This is a genomic window from Apibacter adventoris, assembly GCF_002964965.1.
GTDB lineage: Bacteria > Bacteroidota > Bacteroidia > Flavobacteriales > Weeksellaceae > Apibacter > Apibacter adventoris.
Genome location: NZ_PSZN01000023.1, coordinates 132,311 through 147,863, shown reverse-complemented (window position 1 = coordinate 147,863; position 15,553 = coordinate 132,311). Strand labels below are relative to the sequence as shown.

At 29.4% G+C, this 15,553-nt stretch carries 13 protein-coding genes; 11 read left to right on the top strand and 2 right to left on the bottom strand.

The genetic code is table 11. The features are described 5' to 3' along the window. The first annotated feature begins 8 nt into the window (after positions 1-8). From C4S76_RS10370 to C4S76_RS10360, 3 genes are all read left to right on the top strand, one after another. Positions 9-1,145, top strand: a complete 1,137-nt coding sequence (locus C4S76_RS10370) for an efflux RND transporter periplasmic adaptor subunit (protein ID WP_105194394.1) — start codon at positions 9-11, stop codon at positions 1,143-1,145. A 118-nt stretch (positions 1,146-1,263) separates the two neighbouring features. Next, on the top strand, positions 1,264-2,520 hold the full coding sequence (locus C4S76_RS10365; protein ID WP_105194393.1) for a putative DNA modification/repair radical SAM protein: 1,257 nt from the start codon (positions 1,264-1,266) through the stop codon (positions 2,518-2,520). A 15-nt stretch (positions 2,521-2,535) separates the two neighbouring features. Then, positions 2,536-3,291 (top strand): TIGR03915 family putative DNA repair protein, encoded by a 756-nt coding sequence (locus tag C4S76_RS10360; protein ID WP_105194392.1) that lies wholly within the window; start codon positions 2,536-2,538, stop codon positions 3,289-3,291. 257 nt (positions 3,292-3,548) lie between these two features. Here the strand turns inward: C4S76_RS10360 and C4S76_RS10355 are convergent, their stop codons facing one another. Then, positions 3,549-5,993, bottom strand: a complete 2,445-nt coding sequence (locus C4S76_RS10355; protein WP_105194391.1) for a TonB-dependent receptor — start codon at positions 5,991-5,993, stop codon at positions 3,549-3,551. Between the two features lie 250 nt (positions 5,994-6,243). Between C4S76_RS10355 and C4S76_RS10350 the strand changes: the two genes are divergently transcribed. The 5 genes from C4S76_RS10350 to C4S76_RS10330 all read left to right on the top strand — a co-directional run bounded on the left by C4S76_RS10350 (position 6,244) and on the right by C4S76_RS10330 (position 9,812). After that, on the top strand, positions 6,244-6,621 hold the full coding sequence (locus C4S76_RS10350; protein WP_105194390.1) for an NADH-quinone oxidoreductase subunit A: 378 nt from the start codon (positions 6,244-6,246) through the stop codon (positions 6,619-6,621). A gap of 20 nt (positions 6,622-6,641) precedes the next feature. Continuing rightward, on the top strand, positions 6,642-7,187 hold the full coding sequence (locus C4S76_RS10345; RefSeq protein ID WP_105194389.1) for an NADH-quinone oxidoreductase subunit B: 546 nt from the start codon (positions 6,642-6,644) through the stop codon (positions 7,185-7,187). After that, the gene (locus C4S76_RS10340; protein ID WP_245915830.1) at positions 7,188-7,697 is read left to right on the top strand and encodes an NADH-quinone oxidoreductase subunit C; all 510 of its coding nucleotides are present in this window, start codon (positions 7,188-7,190) and stop codon (positions 7,695-7,697) included. Positions 7,698-7,723: 26 nt separating this feature from the next. After that, entirely contained in the window at positions 7,724-8,971 is a 1,248-nt protein-coding gene (locus tag C4S76_RS10335; RefSeq protein ID WP_105194388.1) for an NADH-quinone oxidoreductase subunit D, read from the top strand. A 166-nt stretch (positions 8,972-9,137) separates the two neighbouring features. Continuing rightward, entirely contained in the window at positions 9,138-9,812 is a 675-nt protein-coding gene (locus C4S76_RS10330) for a MarC family protein (protein WP_105194387.1), read from the top strand. A 200-nt stretch (positions 9,813-10,012) separates the two neighbouring features. On the opposite strand, the gene C4S76_RS10325 is transcribed toward C4S76_RS10330, so the two are convergent. Next, complete coding sequence (locus tag C4S76_RS10325; protein ID WP_105194386.1) at positions 10,013-10,330, bottom strand: heavy metal-binding domain-containing protein; 318 nt, start codon at positions 10,328-10,330, stop codon at positions 10,013-10,015. Between the two features lie 206 nt (positions 10,331-10,536). Between C4S76_RS10325 and C4S76_RS10320 the strand changes: the two genes are divergently transcribed. The 3 genes from C4S76_RS10320 (at position 10,537) to C4S76_RS10310 (ending at position 15,497) form a co-directional block, all read left to right on the top strand. Beyond that, positions 10,537-12,582 (top strand): S9 family peptidase, encoded by a 2,046-nt coding sequence (locus C4S76_RS10320; protein ID WP_105194385.1) that lies wholly within the window; start codon positions 10,537-10,539, stop codon positions 12,580-12,582. A 581-nt stretch (positions 12,583-13,163) separates the two neighbouring features. After that, a complete protein-coding gene (ggt, locus tag C4S76_RS10315; RefSeq protein WP_105194384.1) occupies positions 13,164-14,912 on the top strand; it encodes a gamma-glutamyltransferase in 1,749 nt (582 codons plus the stop codon). A 366-nt stretch (positions 14,913-15,278) separates the two neighbouring features. Then, a complete protein-coding gene (locus C4S76_RS10310) occupies positions 15,279-15,497 on the top strand; it encodes a hypothetical protein (RefSeq protein WP_105194383.1) in 219 nt (72 codons plus the stop codon). Positions 15,498-15,553 lie beyond the last annotated feature (56 nt).

The following is a 15,553-nucleotide window of genomic DNA, read 5'->3' as shown; positions in this document are numbered from 1 at the left end:
ATTATAGAATGAAAAAAATAATATATATAAATATTCTTTCAATATTCTTATTATTAGCCTGTTCTAAAAAAGAAAAAAAAATTCATACAGAGGAAAAAGAGCATAAAGATGAAATAATTCTCACATCAGAACAAATAAAAATGAATGGGATTAAATATGGTAAGTCAGAAATCAATTATATAGAATCAAAAATTCTAGTTACCGGGATAATACACGCTCTACCTCAGAATAAATCGACAGTACATCCTCAAATAGATGGATTTATAGATAAAATAAACTTTTTTACTGGAGATTATGTAAAAAAAGGACAGGTTATGGCTACCCTAAAAAATCCTTCATTCATTACTTTGCAAAAACAATTTTTGGAAAGTTATTTCAATATGAATTTAAATCTTAAAGATTTTCAAAGAAAAAAATCATTACTTAAAGCTGATGCAATTAGTAAGAAAGCTTACGAACAGGCACAAGCAGCCTATGAAGTTTCTACTGCAGAATATCAAAGTTTAAAATCAGAATTACAATTATTAGGATTCAATCCTCAATACATTCAAAAAGTATGCAAAATAAATCCGGTTTTACCGATTATTAGCCCCCGTAGTGGATTTGTTCAAGCTAAAGAAATATCTTCGGGGAAACAAGTTACTACAGCAGATGAATTATTTGAAATAATTAATCAAAACGAATTACAAATTGAGCTAAATGTTCCGGTGCAATATGCTTCTGAACTTTATGTAGGTCAAGATGTAGAATTTAGACTACCAGAAATACAGAATAAAATTAAAGGTAACATTCATCTTATAGGAAAAGTAACCAATACAGAAAACAATACTGTACAAATCCATGTGAATATAAACAATAAACTACCTTCAAATAATTTTTATGAAGGAAGATTTGTAAATGCAGAAATAATTAGAAAAACTAAAGAAGTTTCAACATTACCAGTAGAAGCTATTTTTGAAGAAGAAGGGAAAAAGTATATATTCATAAAAAAAGCAAATAATAAAATAGTAAAGAAAGAAATACAGACAGGAATATCTAATGATAAATGGATAGAAGTTATCAACTTAAGCAATAATCAGGAAGTTGTTACCTCAGGGGTTTATTACTTAAAATCCGGTGAAATGGAAACAGGCCATAATCATTAAATTTTTTAATTTTTATTTCATTAGGTTTGATGTTTAAATGTTTGATAATCATTTATTTGGTTGATAATTTTAAGGCTTTATTTCAATAAATAACTTATGTTGACTAACTTTGTATTATATGAATGATAATATAATCCATAAGCTCGTAACTCTTGCAGATTCAGCTAAATATGACGTTTCCTGTTCCTCAAGCGGAGTAGCTCGTAATAATAAATCAGGAACTATAGGATCAACCTCAAGTTGGGGTATTTGTCATACATTTACTGAAGATGGAAGATGCGTTTCATTACTAAAAATAATGCTCACTAATTATTGTATGTATGATTGTGCTTATTGTATTAATAGAAAAAGTAATGACATAAAAAGAGCTGCTTTTAGTGTTAAAGAATTGGTAGAATTAACCCTTGAGTTTTATAAAAGAAATTATATAGAAGGTTTATTTTTAAGTTCAGGAATAATAAAAAATCCGGATCATACTATGGAAAAAATGATTAGGGTAATCAAAGATTTACGAACAGTGCATAGCTATAACGGATATATTCATATGAAAAGCATACCTGGTGCCAGTAGAGAATTAGTAGTTCAAGCAGGCTTGTATGCAGATAGATTAAGTGTTAATATAGAAATTCCTACAGAAAAAAATTTAAAGTTTCTTGCTCCTGAAAAAGATCATAAAAGTGTATTTAGACCTATGAAATTTATAGAACAAGGAGTCATAGAATACAAAGAAGAAAAAAATAAAAGTAAATTTACTCCTAGGTTTACCCCTGCCGGTCAAAGTACACAAATGATTATTGGAGCTACCAATGAAACAGATAAAGATATATTACAGACCTCCTCATTATTATATTTACAATCTAGTATGAAAAGGGTTTATTACTCTGGATTTATTCCGGTTAATGCTTATGACAATAGACTTCCGGTTTTGCATCAATCACCTTTAGTACGAGAAAACAGATTATATCAGGCAGATTGGTTAATGAGGTTTTATCAGTTTTCAGCAGAAGAAATAATAGATGATAATAATCCTAATTTAGATTTAGAAGTTGATCCTAAACTCTCTTGGGCACTTCGTCATCCTGAAATATTCCCTATAGATATAAATAAAGCTGAATATAGGACTATCTTAAGGGTTCCCGGTATAGGTATAAAATCAGCGAAAATTATCATAAATGCACGCCGATTTGGATATTTAGATATGTATCAGTTAAAAAAAATAGGTGTCATTATGAAACGTGCACAATATTTCATTATATGTAAAGACGCTATTAATCAAACTATCAATGAAATTACTCCAAGGAAAGTTCGAGAGATTCTATTAAAAAAGAAAAAAACTAAAAATCCAAACCAAATTTCATTGGCTTTTCCTCTATAAAATCATTAATTAAAAATGACAGTATTTTATTATGATAAAACAATTAATGGCCTTTTATCCAGCATTTTTGATGCATATAAACTAAATATTTTTCCAGATATTATTTTAGGTATAGGAGACATTCCTCCTTTATTTATCAATAGTGAGATACAAGTAGAAACTCATGAAAAAAAATACCATCGAGTTTGGAATTTATTACATAAACAATTGCCTGCAAATTGTATAAACATGTTAACTGCTGTATGGTTGTCTGAAGAAGAAAAGAGTGATAAACTAATTTTTGATTACATAATTAAAGCTATTGATAGTCAATTTTTATATATTAATAATTTAGGAGATTCTACTATATTAGAAATTCATAAATTAGCTAAAAAAGTATATAAAGAAGGACATTCAATAAAACAATTTGTTCGGTTTCAAAAAACAAAAGACAATATTTACTTTGCTCCTGTTTCTTTACAATATAATTCACTTCCTTTGGTAATAAATCACTTTAAAAACCGTTTTTCTTCACAATTATGGATTATATATGATGTAAAACGTAAGTACGGTTTTTATTTTGATAAAAGAAGAATAGTGGAAATATCATTAGATAAGGAAATAGAACAGACAAATAAAGAATTATTTCATGAAGATGAACAGATATTTCAAAAATTGTGGAAAAGTTATTATAAGGCACTTGCTATAAAAGAAAGAATCAATTTAAAATTGCAAAAACAACATATGCCTAAAAGGTATTGGAAATATCTTATAGAAAAGCAAAAAATATAAAATAATTTTAAATTATTATTTGACTGGGTAAATTAAGAATAAAATATAATTTTTTTTTGTAAGTGATTAGAAGTATTTTTCTCAGATATAAAAATATATAAAACTAAAAAATTCATCTTATTTATATGATAATAAAAAGAACAGATTAACAGAGATCAGTTTATGAATTACTTCAAAGAAATATTTGTCCTATAAACTTAGAAAGCTATCTGTCATTAAACAGATAGCTTTCTAGGAAATAAATTATTGTATGAAAATTAGAATTTATATGAAAGTTGAACTTTAAAATTTCTTGGATCAATTTGGTCAATAAATCCTCCTCTATAATAAGAAGTATATCCAACTTCATCAAATATATTGTTGAAAAACACTTGTAATCCTATATTTTGATAAGTATAACCTAATTGAGCGTTGAAAGTTGTGTATTCAGGCATATTAAATGGAGCTTTAGGATAATTATTTCCATGAGGATCAGCTCCCGCAATAGAATAATCATTAATCGGACGGTCTCCAACATAATAAACTCCTACTCCTATACTTAAATTTTTAAGAGTTCCTTTATTAAATAAATATTGCACCCATCCGTTAGCAGTATTATATGGAGTATTCATTGGTCTTGATCCATTATGGTAGGCAGGGCTATTTTTATATTTAGCATCCAAATAAGAATATCCGGCAATAACCTTTAAATTATCAAATATTTTTCCGGTTACCTCCAAGTCCATTCCTTTTCTTGTTATATCTCCGGCAAATTCATATAGTCCGGTTCGTGATCCATTAGCATCATAAATTTGATAAGATAAATCATTATTTCTTATATGGAAATAACTAACATTAAAAGCTAATTTTTTATTGAACCAATCAGATTTAACCCCAAACTCCCATTGATTAGTAGTAGAAGCTCCTAAAGTACCACCATCTGGGGTTGGATTATTAGCAGAGCGTAAATCGGTTGTAGTAGCATAGTTTCCAAAAACACTTATATTTTCAATAGGGGTAACCATTAATCCAAAGAAAGGATCCCAAGCTTCATTGGCTGCATTTGGATTTACACGAATTGAATTTTGGCTATATCTTAAAGCTAAGTTAGCTCTAACATATTTATTTATTTCTATTGCCTCCTGAACCATAATGCCATATACATCAGATTTTGAATTTGTTTCTTTAGAATCAGCATTGAATGAATTTTTATTTATACCGTTAGGTAAATTGTTAGGAATAGGTTCTAAAATATTAATTACATCAATAGGAATAGTTGAAACAATTTTTGATTTTCCTGTAGCTGGATCAATTAAATTCGCTTGGTGAGTAGTATTGCTTTTATCATTTCTTTTATAATCAAAACCAACTTGGAATGTATGTTTGATTTTACCGGTATATAATTCTTTTCCGATTAAATCAATTTGAATTACCTTATTTTTGTCTTCACTTTCAGACCAGCCTAAACCTCTGCTTCTCAATAAATAATCTTTACTGGCTGCACGTATAATAGATCCCATTCCATACGATTCATCTTTATAATCAGAAGCAGCATATAAAGCTCTTAAACTTAAATTATGACCTAAACTTCTGACAATTTTTGCAGAGTACGTAGTTGTTTTAATATTTTCATTATCAGTACCCCATCCGGTAAATTTATTATGAGGCATCTCGTATAAGTGATTTTCAGTGTCAGGACCAAAATTTACAGTACCTCTGTCAGGAGTATGATTATTATTCATATAATCCAATTCCAAAGTGATCTGTGTCTTATCATCCGGTCTCCATTCAAAAGAGGGATTAACATATATACGATTACTATTCACTCGAGATTTATAGCTGTCTGCTCTTTGGTAAGCCCCATTAATACGAAATGCTGCTGTTTGTTTTTTATCTAATACAGTCTGATAATCAAAGGTTGGACGGAAAAGTCCCCAACTTCCACTCATTAACGAAACATTCCCACCGTTTAAAAACTGTGGAGTTTTAGTAACTACATTAATAACACCGCCCGGACTTCCTAAGTTATTACCTATACCTTGAGTGATAGAAGCAGATCCCTTTAAAACTTGAATACTTTGGACACCTTGCATATCGGTCATCAGAGATGCAGATCTGAAATCAGAATCCACTTGTATACCGTTTTTTAGTACAGGAGTCCCTCTATATCCTCTTATAGACATACTTTCCATACCTCCACCATAAGTTCCGAATAAAATAACACCGGGAACATTCCTTACAGCATCCGTAATATTTTGCGCTCCTTGTTCTTCAATGATTTTGTTTGTAATAACTGAGATATTTTGAGGCATTTCCCTAGGGCTTATTGGGATACGAGTAATTACATCCATACCCTTAGGTTGATTTCCAGCGCCGTATACGTAAACATCTTCAATTTCCTTTTCATTAGTTGAATTTTCTGTACGCATTGTAATCACTAATGAACGAGTTTCATTGTTTGTAACCGAAATTTTTTCAGAATATTTTTTAGAATCAGGACTTATAAAAGTAACTTTATGTTCGCCTTCAGCTAGCCCAGATATTTCAAATTCACCATTACTTAGGGTAGTTTGATCTAATTTATTTCCGTCAATATAAATAACGGCATTACTAATGGGCTGATTATCTGGTGTAACCAATACCCCTCGTATTATAGAGTTATTTTGTGCTAACATAAGCTGGCACAAGAATAGAAAAATTAAAAATAGGTGTGTTTTTTTCATAAGAAATTAAATTTATGTAATTTTTTATTTTGGACAAATATAATTCTTATTTAGACTAATTACAAACAGATCGCATGATATATATCATGTTTTATTTGAGAATTCCTTTATTGAATATAGCTTAATGATAATATGATCTTTTTAAAAAAGGTTTTTGAACTAAAGATACAAAGGAAAATAAATTTAAATTTCGATTAAAAAAATAGTAAATTTGCACTAGCTTGAATTATATACTATAAAAATAGAAAAAATGAGTTTACCTGTAGATTATGTGCCTGTTTTAATACAAGTTGCAGTTGCTTTGGGTTTTAGTATAATAGCATTAATTGGCTCGGCAATGTTAGGATCTAGAGTACATGGAAAAGTGAAAGATGATACATTTGAATGTGGGGTAGCCTATGAAGGAGATGCACGTTCTCCTTTTTCCATAAAATACTTCCTTACAGCAATTTTATTTGTTTTATTTGATATTGAGATAGTCTTTTTTTACCCATATGCATTAAATATAAAGGAATTTGGCATAGAAGGTTTTTTTGAAGTAGTAACCTTTATATCTATATTTTTGATTGGCTTTATATATGTAGTTAAAAAAGGAGCTTTAGATTGGGAAAAAGCAAATAAAATTTAGTGGTTTTAATTAAAAAGAAAATGTCTAAAAAAGTTACAATAGTTGATCCTCCGGAAGGATTTAACGGTCCTGGTTTTTATGCCGGACCTTTAGATAAAATAATAGGTATGGCCAGATCTTATTCTTTATGGCCATTACCATTTGCTACTTCATGTTGTGGCATAGAATTTATGGCAATGCAGGCTGCTAATTACGATTTGGCACGTTTTGGTGCCGAAAACATGAGGTTTTCACCCAGACAGGCAGATTTGTTAATGGTTTGTGGAACTATTTCTAAGAAATTAGCACCGGTTTTAAAACAAATATATTCCCAAATGGCAGAACCTAAATGGGTGATGGCCGTAGGTGCTTGTGCTTCTAGTGGAGGTATTTTTGATACTTATTCAGTATTACAGGGCATTGATAAGATTATTCCTGTGGATGTATATGTTCCTGGGTGCCCTCCTAGACCGGAGCAGATTATAGAGGGGTTTATGCAGATTCAGGATATGGTTAGAAAAGAAAGTTTAAGAAGAAGAGATTCTCAGGAATATAAAGAGTTGTTAGAATCATATAATATATCATAAATGGAACAAACAACAATTGATAATGAATATGTATCTAAACTGTTAAAAAATAAATTTGAAGGAGAAATTTTAAGAATATATGAACCAGATGGTATATTAACTATAGAATTTAAAAAAGAAATTCTGTTATCTTTGGTGAAATTTATTAAACAGCATGAGATTAAAATTGATTTTTTAACAGATATTTGCGGTATACATTATCCATACCATACACAAGCTGAATTAGGAGTTATATATCATTTACACAGCTTTTCCAACAATTTTAGAATAAGACTAAAAACCTTTTTTTCAGATAATAACCCGGAAATCGATTCATTAACCTCTATATATAAGTCAGCCAATTGGCAAGAAAGGGAGACCTTCGATTTCTATGGAATCCGATTCAAAGGACATCCTAACTTGGTTAGGATATTAAATGACGAAACTATGAAATATCATCCCCTACTGAAGCAGTATCACTTAGAGGATACAACTCGTACAGACAAAGATGATGCAATGTTTGGACGTTAAATTTGAATATATTAATAAAATTAAAAATGTCTCAAGGAAATTCAGATAATAATGATTTAATAAATCTTTCAAATGCTTTAAACCCTTATATAGTAAAAGAGCAGATAGACGGTGAGTTACAACATATTAACTTAGGACCTACTCATCCATCTACACATGGGATATTCGAAAACCAGCTTTTAATGGATGGGGATATCATTGTATCCTCAAATTCTACAGTAGGATATATTCATAGGGCATTTGAAAAAATATCAGAAAGGAGAACCTATACACAGATAACAACATTAACGGATCGCTTAAACTATTGTTCTTCACCTATAAATAACATAGGATGGCATTTAACTGTAGAAAAACTTTTAGGAATAAAAGTTCCCAAGAAGGTTGATTATATGCGAATAATCATTATGGAGTTGGCTAGAATAGCAGATCACTTAGTATGCGATTCTGTTATGGGAGTAGATACAGGAGCATTAACAGGTTTTACATATGTATTTCAAGATAGAGAGAGAATATACGATTTATATGAGCAGGTTTGTGGAGCAAGGATGACGACTAATATCGGAAGAATTGGTGGGTTTGAAAGGGATTTTAGCCCTAAATTCCATGAATTAATTAAAGAATTTATTTCAGGATTTCCAGCTAGATTAGAGGAATTTGCCAGACTATTAGAAAGAAATAGAATATTTTTAGATCGTACAGTAGATGTAGGAGGAATATCTGCTGAAAAGGCACTTAATTATGGATTTACAGGTCCAAACTTACGAGCTGCCGGTGTAGATTATGATGTGCGAGTAATGACTCCATACAGCTCTTATGAAGATTTTGATTTTATTATACCCATTGGTACTTCTGGAGATTCTTATGATCGTTTTATGGTAAGACTACAAGAAATGAGGGAAAGTATAAAAATCATAAAAAATGCTTATGAAAATTTACCTGAAGGAAATTATCATGCCGAAGTTCCTGATTTTTACTTACCCGATAAACCGGATGTATATACAAAGATGGAAGCATTAATTTATCATTTTAAAATTATAATGGGAGAAACTAAAATTCCAACCGGAGAAGTATATAATTCCGTTGAGGGAGCAAATGGTGAACTAGGTTTTTATTTAGTGAGCGATGGAGGAAGAAGTCCCTATAGGTTGCACTTCAGAAGGCCTTGTTTTATATATTACCAAGCATTTGAAGAGTTGATAAAAGGACATATGTTATCAGATGCAATTATTACATTAGGAAGTTTAAATGTGATTGCTGGAGAATTAGATGCATAAAAACTAAAAATATTTAATGAACTGATATAGTTTAATCCCCATTTTTAATATGGGGTTTTTAATTTGTTTAAATAAATTTGATTTTTATTAAATTATTAATAAAAAAAAGTTGTTTAAAAGCAAAAAAAAACGAAATTCGCAAATTGAAAAATAAGTATTTAATTAAATGTTGCAAGATATTATTCAAGTATTTTCAGCGGCTTTCATAGCATTATTTCCCGTAGTAAATCCAATTGGAAATGCTTTTATTGTTAACAATTTTTTGGAAGGATTAAATGATATACAACGTAAACATATAGTTAAACAAATTACCATATATTGCATTTGCATTGGAATAGGGAGTTTAATTATAGGAAGAGCTGTACTATTGCTTTTTGGTCTATCAATACCCGTAATTCAGTTAGGAGGAGGGCTTATGATTTGTAAAACGGCTTTAGGCTGGTTATCAGATGCCGGAAGATCACAAATAAGAGAAAACAAGCAAAAAACTATTGATAATTTAAACTACAATAATATCCAGAAAGATGTTTTTTACCCGATTACTTTTCCTATAATTATGGGGTCTGGAAGCATATCAATCATATTTACCTTGGCCGCTAATTCATTAGCTAATGATAATGTTACTTTGGGTTTAATTAATTATATTATAATAGCCCTTGTAATTTTAATTCTATGTGCCCTTGTATATTTTTTTCTTTCAAATGCTACAAAAATTGTGAGTAAAATAGGAACTACAGGTAACCAAATAATTAATAAATTGTTAGCATTTTTTACTTTTTGTATTGGTATGCAAATTGCTTTGACAGGAATTTCAAAAATATTTCATATAAATATTTTGTAATAAGATTAGGTTATTATTATAAATGAAACCTTAGATAATAAAAAATCTTTTTTCATGGTCTTAATTATATGAAATAAGGAATAAATGGATGATATCCAAATTCATAGAAAAAATATTTCATTTTCTAAATCTAGCAAAAAATTATTTTTTTATTAGATATGATCCTTTATATAAAACTCATTTTATAGTTTTTGGGAAAACTAGATAATTACAGCTGTTCCACTTAAAGAGACCATTAGCATACTTCCTCCGGCACCCAATGCTTCGTAATCGATATCGATACCGATTATAGCATTAGCTCCCATTTTAATAGCTCTTTCTTCCAATTCCTTCAAAGCCGTATTTTTAGCTTTAATTAAAACTTTTTCATAAGAAGTAGATCGTCCACCAAAAAAATCAGTAATACTAGCTTTCAAATCTTTAATAAAATTAGCTCCTATAATAGTTTCTCCGGTCACAATTCCTTTATATTCTTTTATGGTACAACCTTCAATAGAGTTTGTGGTAGTTAAAATCATAATATTATAATTTAATAAAGTAAAAATATTAAATTCATAGAAAATAATGAAATAAATGAATATATAGTTTTTTATGATAATAATGAGAAAAAATATATATTTCACATTAGTTAAGATTAAAATGCCTATAAGAAAAAAATCATTTATATTGTCTTTATTTTTAATTACACTTAATTTTGAAGCTCATAACAAACAAGAAATAAAAAATGCAGATTCCAAAAGCAAAAAAAATTCCTAAAGAATTAACTATTCATAATGATACAAGAATTGATTATTATTATTGGTTAAATGATAGAGAAGATCCCGAAGTTATAAAATATTTAGAAGAAGAAAATGCCTATACGAAAGAACAAATGAAGTCTACTGAAAAATTACAAAAAGACTTATTTGATGAAATGAAGAGTAGGATAAAAGAAGATGACGAAACAGTACCATATAAATATAATCATTATTGGTATATTACTAAATATGTGGAAGGAGGAGAGTATCCGGTATATCTTCGTAAAAAAGAATCATTAGAGGCAGATGAAGAGGTGATGTTTGATGTTAATGTTATGGCTAGTGGGTACAAATTTTATCAGATGGGGGGGATTGCTGTGAGTCCGGATAATACAATGGCTTGTTTTTCCGTAGATACGGTTAGTCGTAGAATTTATACCATTCAAGTAAAAAATTTAATAACAGGAAATATACTTTCAGATAAATTAGAAAATACAACAGGGAATATAGTTTGGGCAAAGGATAATAAGACTCTTTTTTATACCGTGCAAGATTCACAAACTTTACGATCTTCAAAAATTTTCAAACATGTACTGGGAACCCAGCAAAAACAAGATATCTTAATATTTGAAGAAAAAGATGAAACTTTTAATGCTTATGTTACTAAAACTAAATCACAGGAATATATTGTAATTGCTTCTGGTAGTACCGTATCAGATGAATATAGATATATTCCAGCAAATGAACCGGAAGCTCAATGGAAGATTTTTCAAAAAAGAGAAAGAGGGTTAGAGTATTCATGGGATCATTTTCAAGATTCTTTTTACATATTAACAAACAAAGATGGAGCTACTAACTTTAAACTTATGAAAACTCCCATTGATAAGACAGGGAAAGATAATTGGATAGAAGTAATACCCCATAATGAGAACATATTGTTAGAAGATTTTGAACTTTTTAAAAATTATCTTGTAACAGAAGAGAGAGTGTGTGGACTAACCCATATTAAAATTAAAAGTTGGGATCATACCATTGAATATGAGCTACCGTTTGCTGAAGAAGTATATACTGTAGGAACTTCTGTAAATAGAGATTTTGATACAGAAATATTAAGATATCGTTACTCTTCAATGACTACACCATGGAGCGATATAGATTTTAATATGCGAACAAAAGAAAAAACTTTATTAAAACAACAGACAGTTTTAGGAAGTTTTAACAAAGAAAACTACATTACAAAAAGATTATGGGCTACAGGAAGAGATGGGGTAAAAATACCTATGTCATTAGTAATGAAAAAAGATACCCAACCTTCTAAGGATACTCCATTATTACTTTACGCATATGGTTCATATGGATATTCTATGGATCCTACATTTAGTTCTGTAAGACTATCTTTATTGGATCGAGGATTTATTTACGTAATAGCACACGTTAGAGGAGGAGAAGATTTAGGCAGGCTTTGGTATGAAAATGGGAAAATGCTTAATAAAAAAAATACATTTTTTGATTTTATTGATTGTGCAAAATATTTAATAGATGAAAATTATACTTCTTCTGATCATCTTTATGCTAATGGAGGAAGTGCTGGAGGTTTATTAATAGGAGCAGTAATAAATTATGCTCCGGAAATTTTTAAAGGTGTAGTAGCAGATGTTCCCTTTGTAGATGTGGTTACAACAATGTTAGATGATACTATACCTCTAACTACAGGGGAATATGATGAATGGGGAAATCCTAAAGATAAAGAATATTATGAATATATAAAATCTTATTCTCCGTATGATAATGTTGAGAAAAAAGAATATCCAAATATATTGGTTACTACAGGACTTCATGATTCGCAGGTACAATATTGGGAACCGGCTAAGTGGGTAGCTAAACTTAGGGACATGAAAACAGATAACCATCTTCTTTTATTAAAAACTCAAATGCATGCTGGACATGGTGGAGCAAGTGGACGTTTTGAATCCTTAAAAGAGGTAGCTTTAGAGTATTCTTTTTATTTTTCATTAGAAGGGATAAATAAGTAAAAAGAATAAATTATTTTTTAATAAAATGTGTTTTATCTATATAATTTGTATATGAAGATGGTATTTGATAATTAGTTTTATTATTAATACTTATTTTACTACAGAATAAATACTAAAATAAAAGTAATATGCATTTTACTAGAAGATGTATATTAAAAATTATAAAACATATAAGAATAAAAAGGATTGTAAAATAAAGTTTACAATCCTTTTTAATTATGTTTTATAAGAAAATGTATACTTTTTATATAATTAATAATGAGAATTAATCTTGTAAAAAATATATAATATTTTTGATTAATTATTGTGAATTATTTAATTTAAATTAAGTATATATTTTTTTAATATTTGTTAAATAAACGTTATTTATGAAAAGGTGTCTAGTCGTTTATTTGTATATTTTAATGCAGTGCCTTTTAATTAAGTGGGGTAATTTATTGTAAAATAAGTAAAATATTTTTTTAATATAAAAAAATATTTTACTTTTATTATTTAGTTAAAATTAATGAATATTATAAAAAAGTATGAATTATATAATTATTATAATTTAACTTCATATAATTGCAAACAAAACATTGGTTATGAGATCATTTACAGTTTTATCAAAAAAATTGATTACTAGTACTTTTTGTTTAAGTACTATTATATTATTTGGACAACAAGTTACTGAGGAAGGTAAATATTGTGATACCCCTTCCCGTTGCGATAATCCGATGGTTACACATGGAATAGTAACTTCACCTAACTATTTAGCCTCTCAGGCGGGTTTAGAAGTTCTACAAAATGGTGGAAATGCAGTAGATGCAGCTATTGCAATAAGTTCGGTACTTGCAGTAGTTTATCCTCAGATGACAACTTTGGGGGGAGATAATTTCTGGTTAATTTATAATTCTAAAACAGGAGAATTAAAAGCATTAAACGCCAGTGGTCGCTCTGGAGAAAAAGCTACAATCGGTTTTTATACAAAAAAAGGGTTGAAAAAAATTCCATCACGAGGATACCTTGCCGCAAATACTGTTCCGGGAGTAGTATCAGGTTGGGATGAAGCCTATCGTTATGCTAATAAAAGTATGGCTCATAGCCTGCCTTGGAAAGATTTATTTAAAAGATCAATAAATTATGCTGAAAATGGCTTTGTAGTAAGTCATTCACTGGCATATTGGAGTAAAGTAAATGTGAATCCTTTAGATAATGAATTTCGTAATTTACAAAGATTTTCTAATTTTAAAAATACGTATCTTAAGTCAAATGGAGATCCATATATGGTAGGGGAGATTTTAAAACAACCTCAGCTGGCAAAATCTATATCACTAATTGCTAATAATGGTGCCGATGTTTTTTATAAAGGGAGTATAGCAAAAAGTATTGTAAAAGACTTACAAACCAACGGTGGTATCTTAACTATATCTGATTTTGAAAATCATAAAGCTGATTGGGTGAATCCTATTTCTGTAAATTATAGACAATACAAAGCGTATAACTTTCCTCCTAATACTCAGGGATTTGCTTCCTTAGAAATATTAAATATATTAAATAACTTTGATGTAAAAAGTCTAGGTGAAGGGAGTGCTGATTACTATCATCTTTTAGTTGAAGCTACTAAACAAGCATTTGCAGATCGAGATGCGTATTTGTCAGATCCCGAATTTGTTTCAATTCCTTTAGATCGGTTATTATCTACGTCACATGGAATAAATCAGGCCTCTAAGATTAAAATGGATAAAGCAGCTGAAATTGTAAAACCTTTAGATCCGAAAGGAGATACAGTATGGTTAGGGGTAGTGGATGAAGACGGGAACGCTGTATCTTTAATACAAAGTATTTATCATGATTTCGGATCTGGTATTGTTGCTGGAGATACCGGTATTTTATTACAAAATAGAGGTTGTTTTTTTTCACTTGATCCGAGTCATGTAAACCATTTAGAGCCTAAAAAACGAACATTTCACACCCTGAACCCTGCGATGCTTATGAAAGAGGGAAAACCTTATTTGGTATATGGTACGATGGGTGGAGAAGGGCAGCCACAGACACAAGCGGCTATTGTAACTCGAATAGTAGATTTTGGTATGTCTCCTCAAGAAGCTATAGATGCTCCTAGATGGTTGTATGGAAGAACATGGGGAGCTTCATCTAATGATTTAAAAATTGAAGGAAGAATAACAGAGGGGGTAGTTCAGGATTTAAAAAGAAAAGGGCATTTGATTAAAGTGGTCGATAACTATACAGATGTTATGGGGCATGCAGGGGCAATATTGATAGATCCCAAGACTAAAGTTCGTCAAGGGGCTTCAGATCCCAGAGGAGATGGTGTAGCGATAGGATATTAATTAATGATATCTTTTAAAAAAAAGGTCTTTATAGAAAAAGCTATAAAGACCTTTTTTAATTGTAAATAAGATTAATGAAAAGATTTATACCATTCCATGTAAATATAAATAAATAATAACTGTAAGTATTTTAAATTGAATTTATTTTATTTCAACATAAAAATAATTTTCTATATATTAATATTTACGGTGTAGTATTGGTTAATTATCATGTTTTCAATATATTATTTTTATATTTGTAATAAAAATAATGTAAATGTTATATTGGTAGTCGCGAATATTAGTATAGTTTATATTATTTAAGCCGGAAAACCGAAACAGCGGCTATAAAATTTCTGAAAGTAGGTTTTTTATAAATTAAATCATATGAAAAAGTTATTATTTTCCGCAGCGATTGTTGTTGCAGGATTAGCTTCCTCAACTTCTGCAAAAGCAGAAATTACACCATTAGTTTCTGAACCTTCAAGCAATGTATTTACAACAACTAAAAAAGTGTCTGTTGAAGCTGAAAAAACATATAAATGTTTTTATTGGTGCACTTATTGGTATAAAGGAGTTTTATATCATAAATTTCTTTGTTTTTAAAATTAATTTATAGTAGAGACCCAATGTTTTTAATTTTTAACATTGGGTTTTTAATA

Excerpts from the sequence above, each read along its gene's own strand:
- C4S76_RS10320 (WP_105194385.1), top strand. The coding sequence starts at position 10,537 with ATGCAGATTCCAAAAGCAAAAAAAATTCCTAAAGAATTAACTATTCAT.
- C4S76_RS10345 (WP_105194389.1), top strand. The coding sequence starts at position 6,642 with ATGTCTAAAAAAGTTACAATAGTTGATCCTCCGGAAGGATTTAACGGT.
- C4S76_RS10340 (WP_245915830.1), top strand. The coding sequence starts at position 7,188 with ATGGAACAAACAACAATTGATAATGAATATGTATCTAAACTGTTAAAA.
- C4S76_RS10335 (WP_105194388.1), top strand. The coding sequence starts at position 7,724 with ATGTCTCAAGGAAATTCAGATAATAATGATTTAATAAATCTTTCAAAT.
- C4S76_RS10365 (WP_105194393.1), top strand. The coding sequence starts at position 1,264 with ATGAATGATAATATAATCCATAAGCTCGTAACTCTTGCAGATTCAGCT.
- C4S76_RS10360 (WP_105194392.1), top strand. The coding sequence starts at position 2,536 with ATGACAGTATTTTATTATGATAAAACAATTAATGGCCTTTTATCCAGC.
- ggt (WP_105194384.1), top strand. The coding sequence starts at position 13,164 with ATGAGATCATTTACAGTTTTATCAAAAAAATTGATTACTAGTACTTTT.
- C4S76_RS10370 (WP_105194394.1), top strand. The coding sequence starts at position 9 with ATGAAAAAAATAATATATATAAATATTCTTTCAATATTCTTATTATTA.
- C4S76_RS10355 (WP_105194391.1), bottom strand. The coding sequence starts at position 5,993 with ATGAAAAAAACACACCTATTTTTAATTTTTCTATTCTTGTGCCAGCTT.
- C4S76_RS10350 (WP_105194390.1), top strand. The coding sequence starts at position 6,244 with ATGAGTTTACCTGTAGATTATGTGCCTGTTTTAATACAAGTTGCAGTT.
- C4S76_RS10330 (WP_105194387.1), top strand. The coding sequence starts at position 9,138 with ATGTTGCAAGATATTATTCAAGTATTTTCAGCGGCTTTCATAGCATTA.
- C4S76_RS10310 (WP_105194383.1), top strand. The coding sequence starts at position 15,279 with ATGAAAAAGTTATTATTTTCCGCAGCGATTGTTGTTGCAGGATTAGCT.
- C4S76_RS10325 (WP_105194386.1), bottom strand. The coding sequence starts at position 10,330 with ATGATTTTAACTACCACAAACTCTATTGAAGGTTGTACCATAAAAGAA.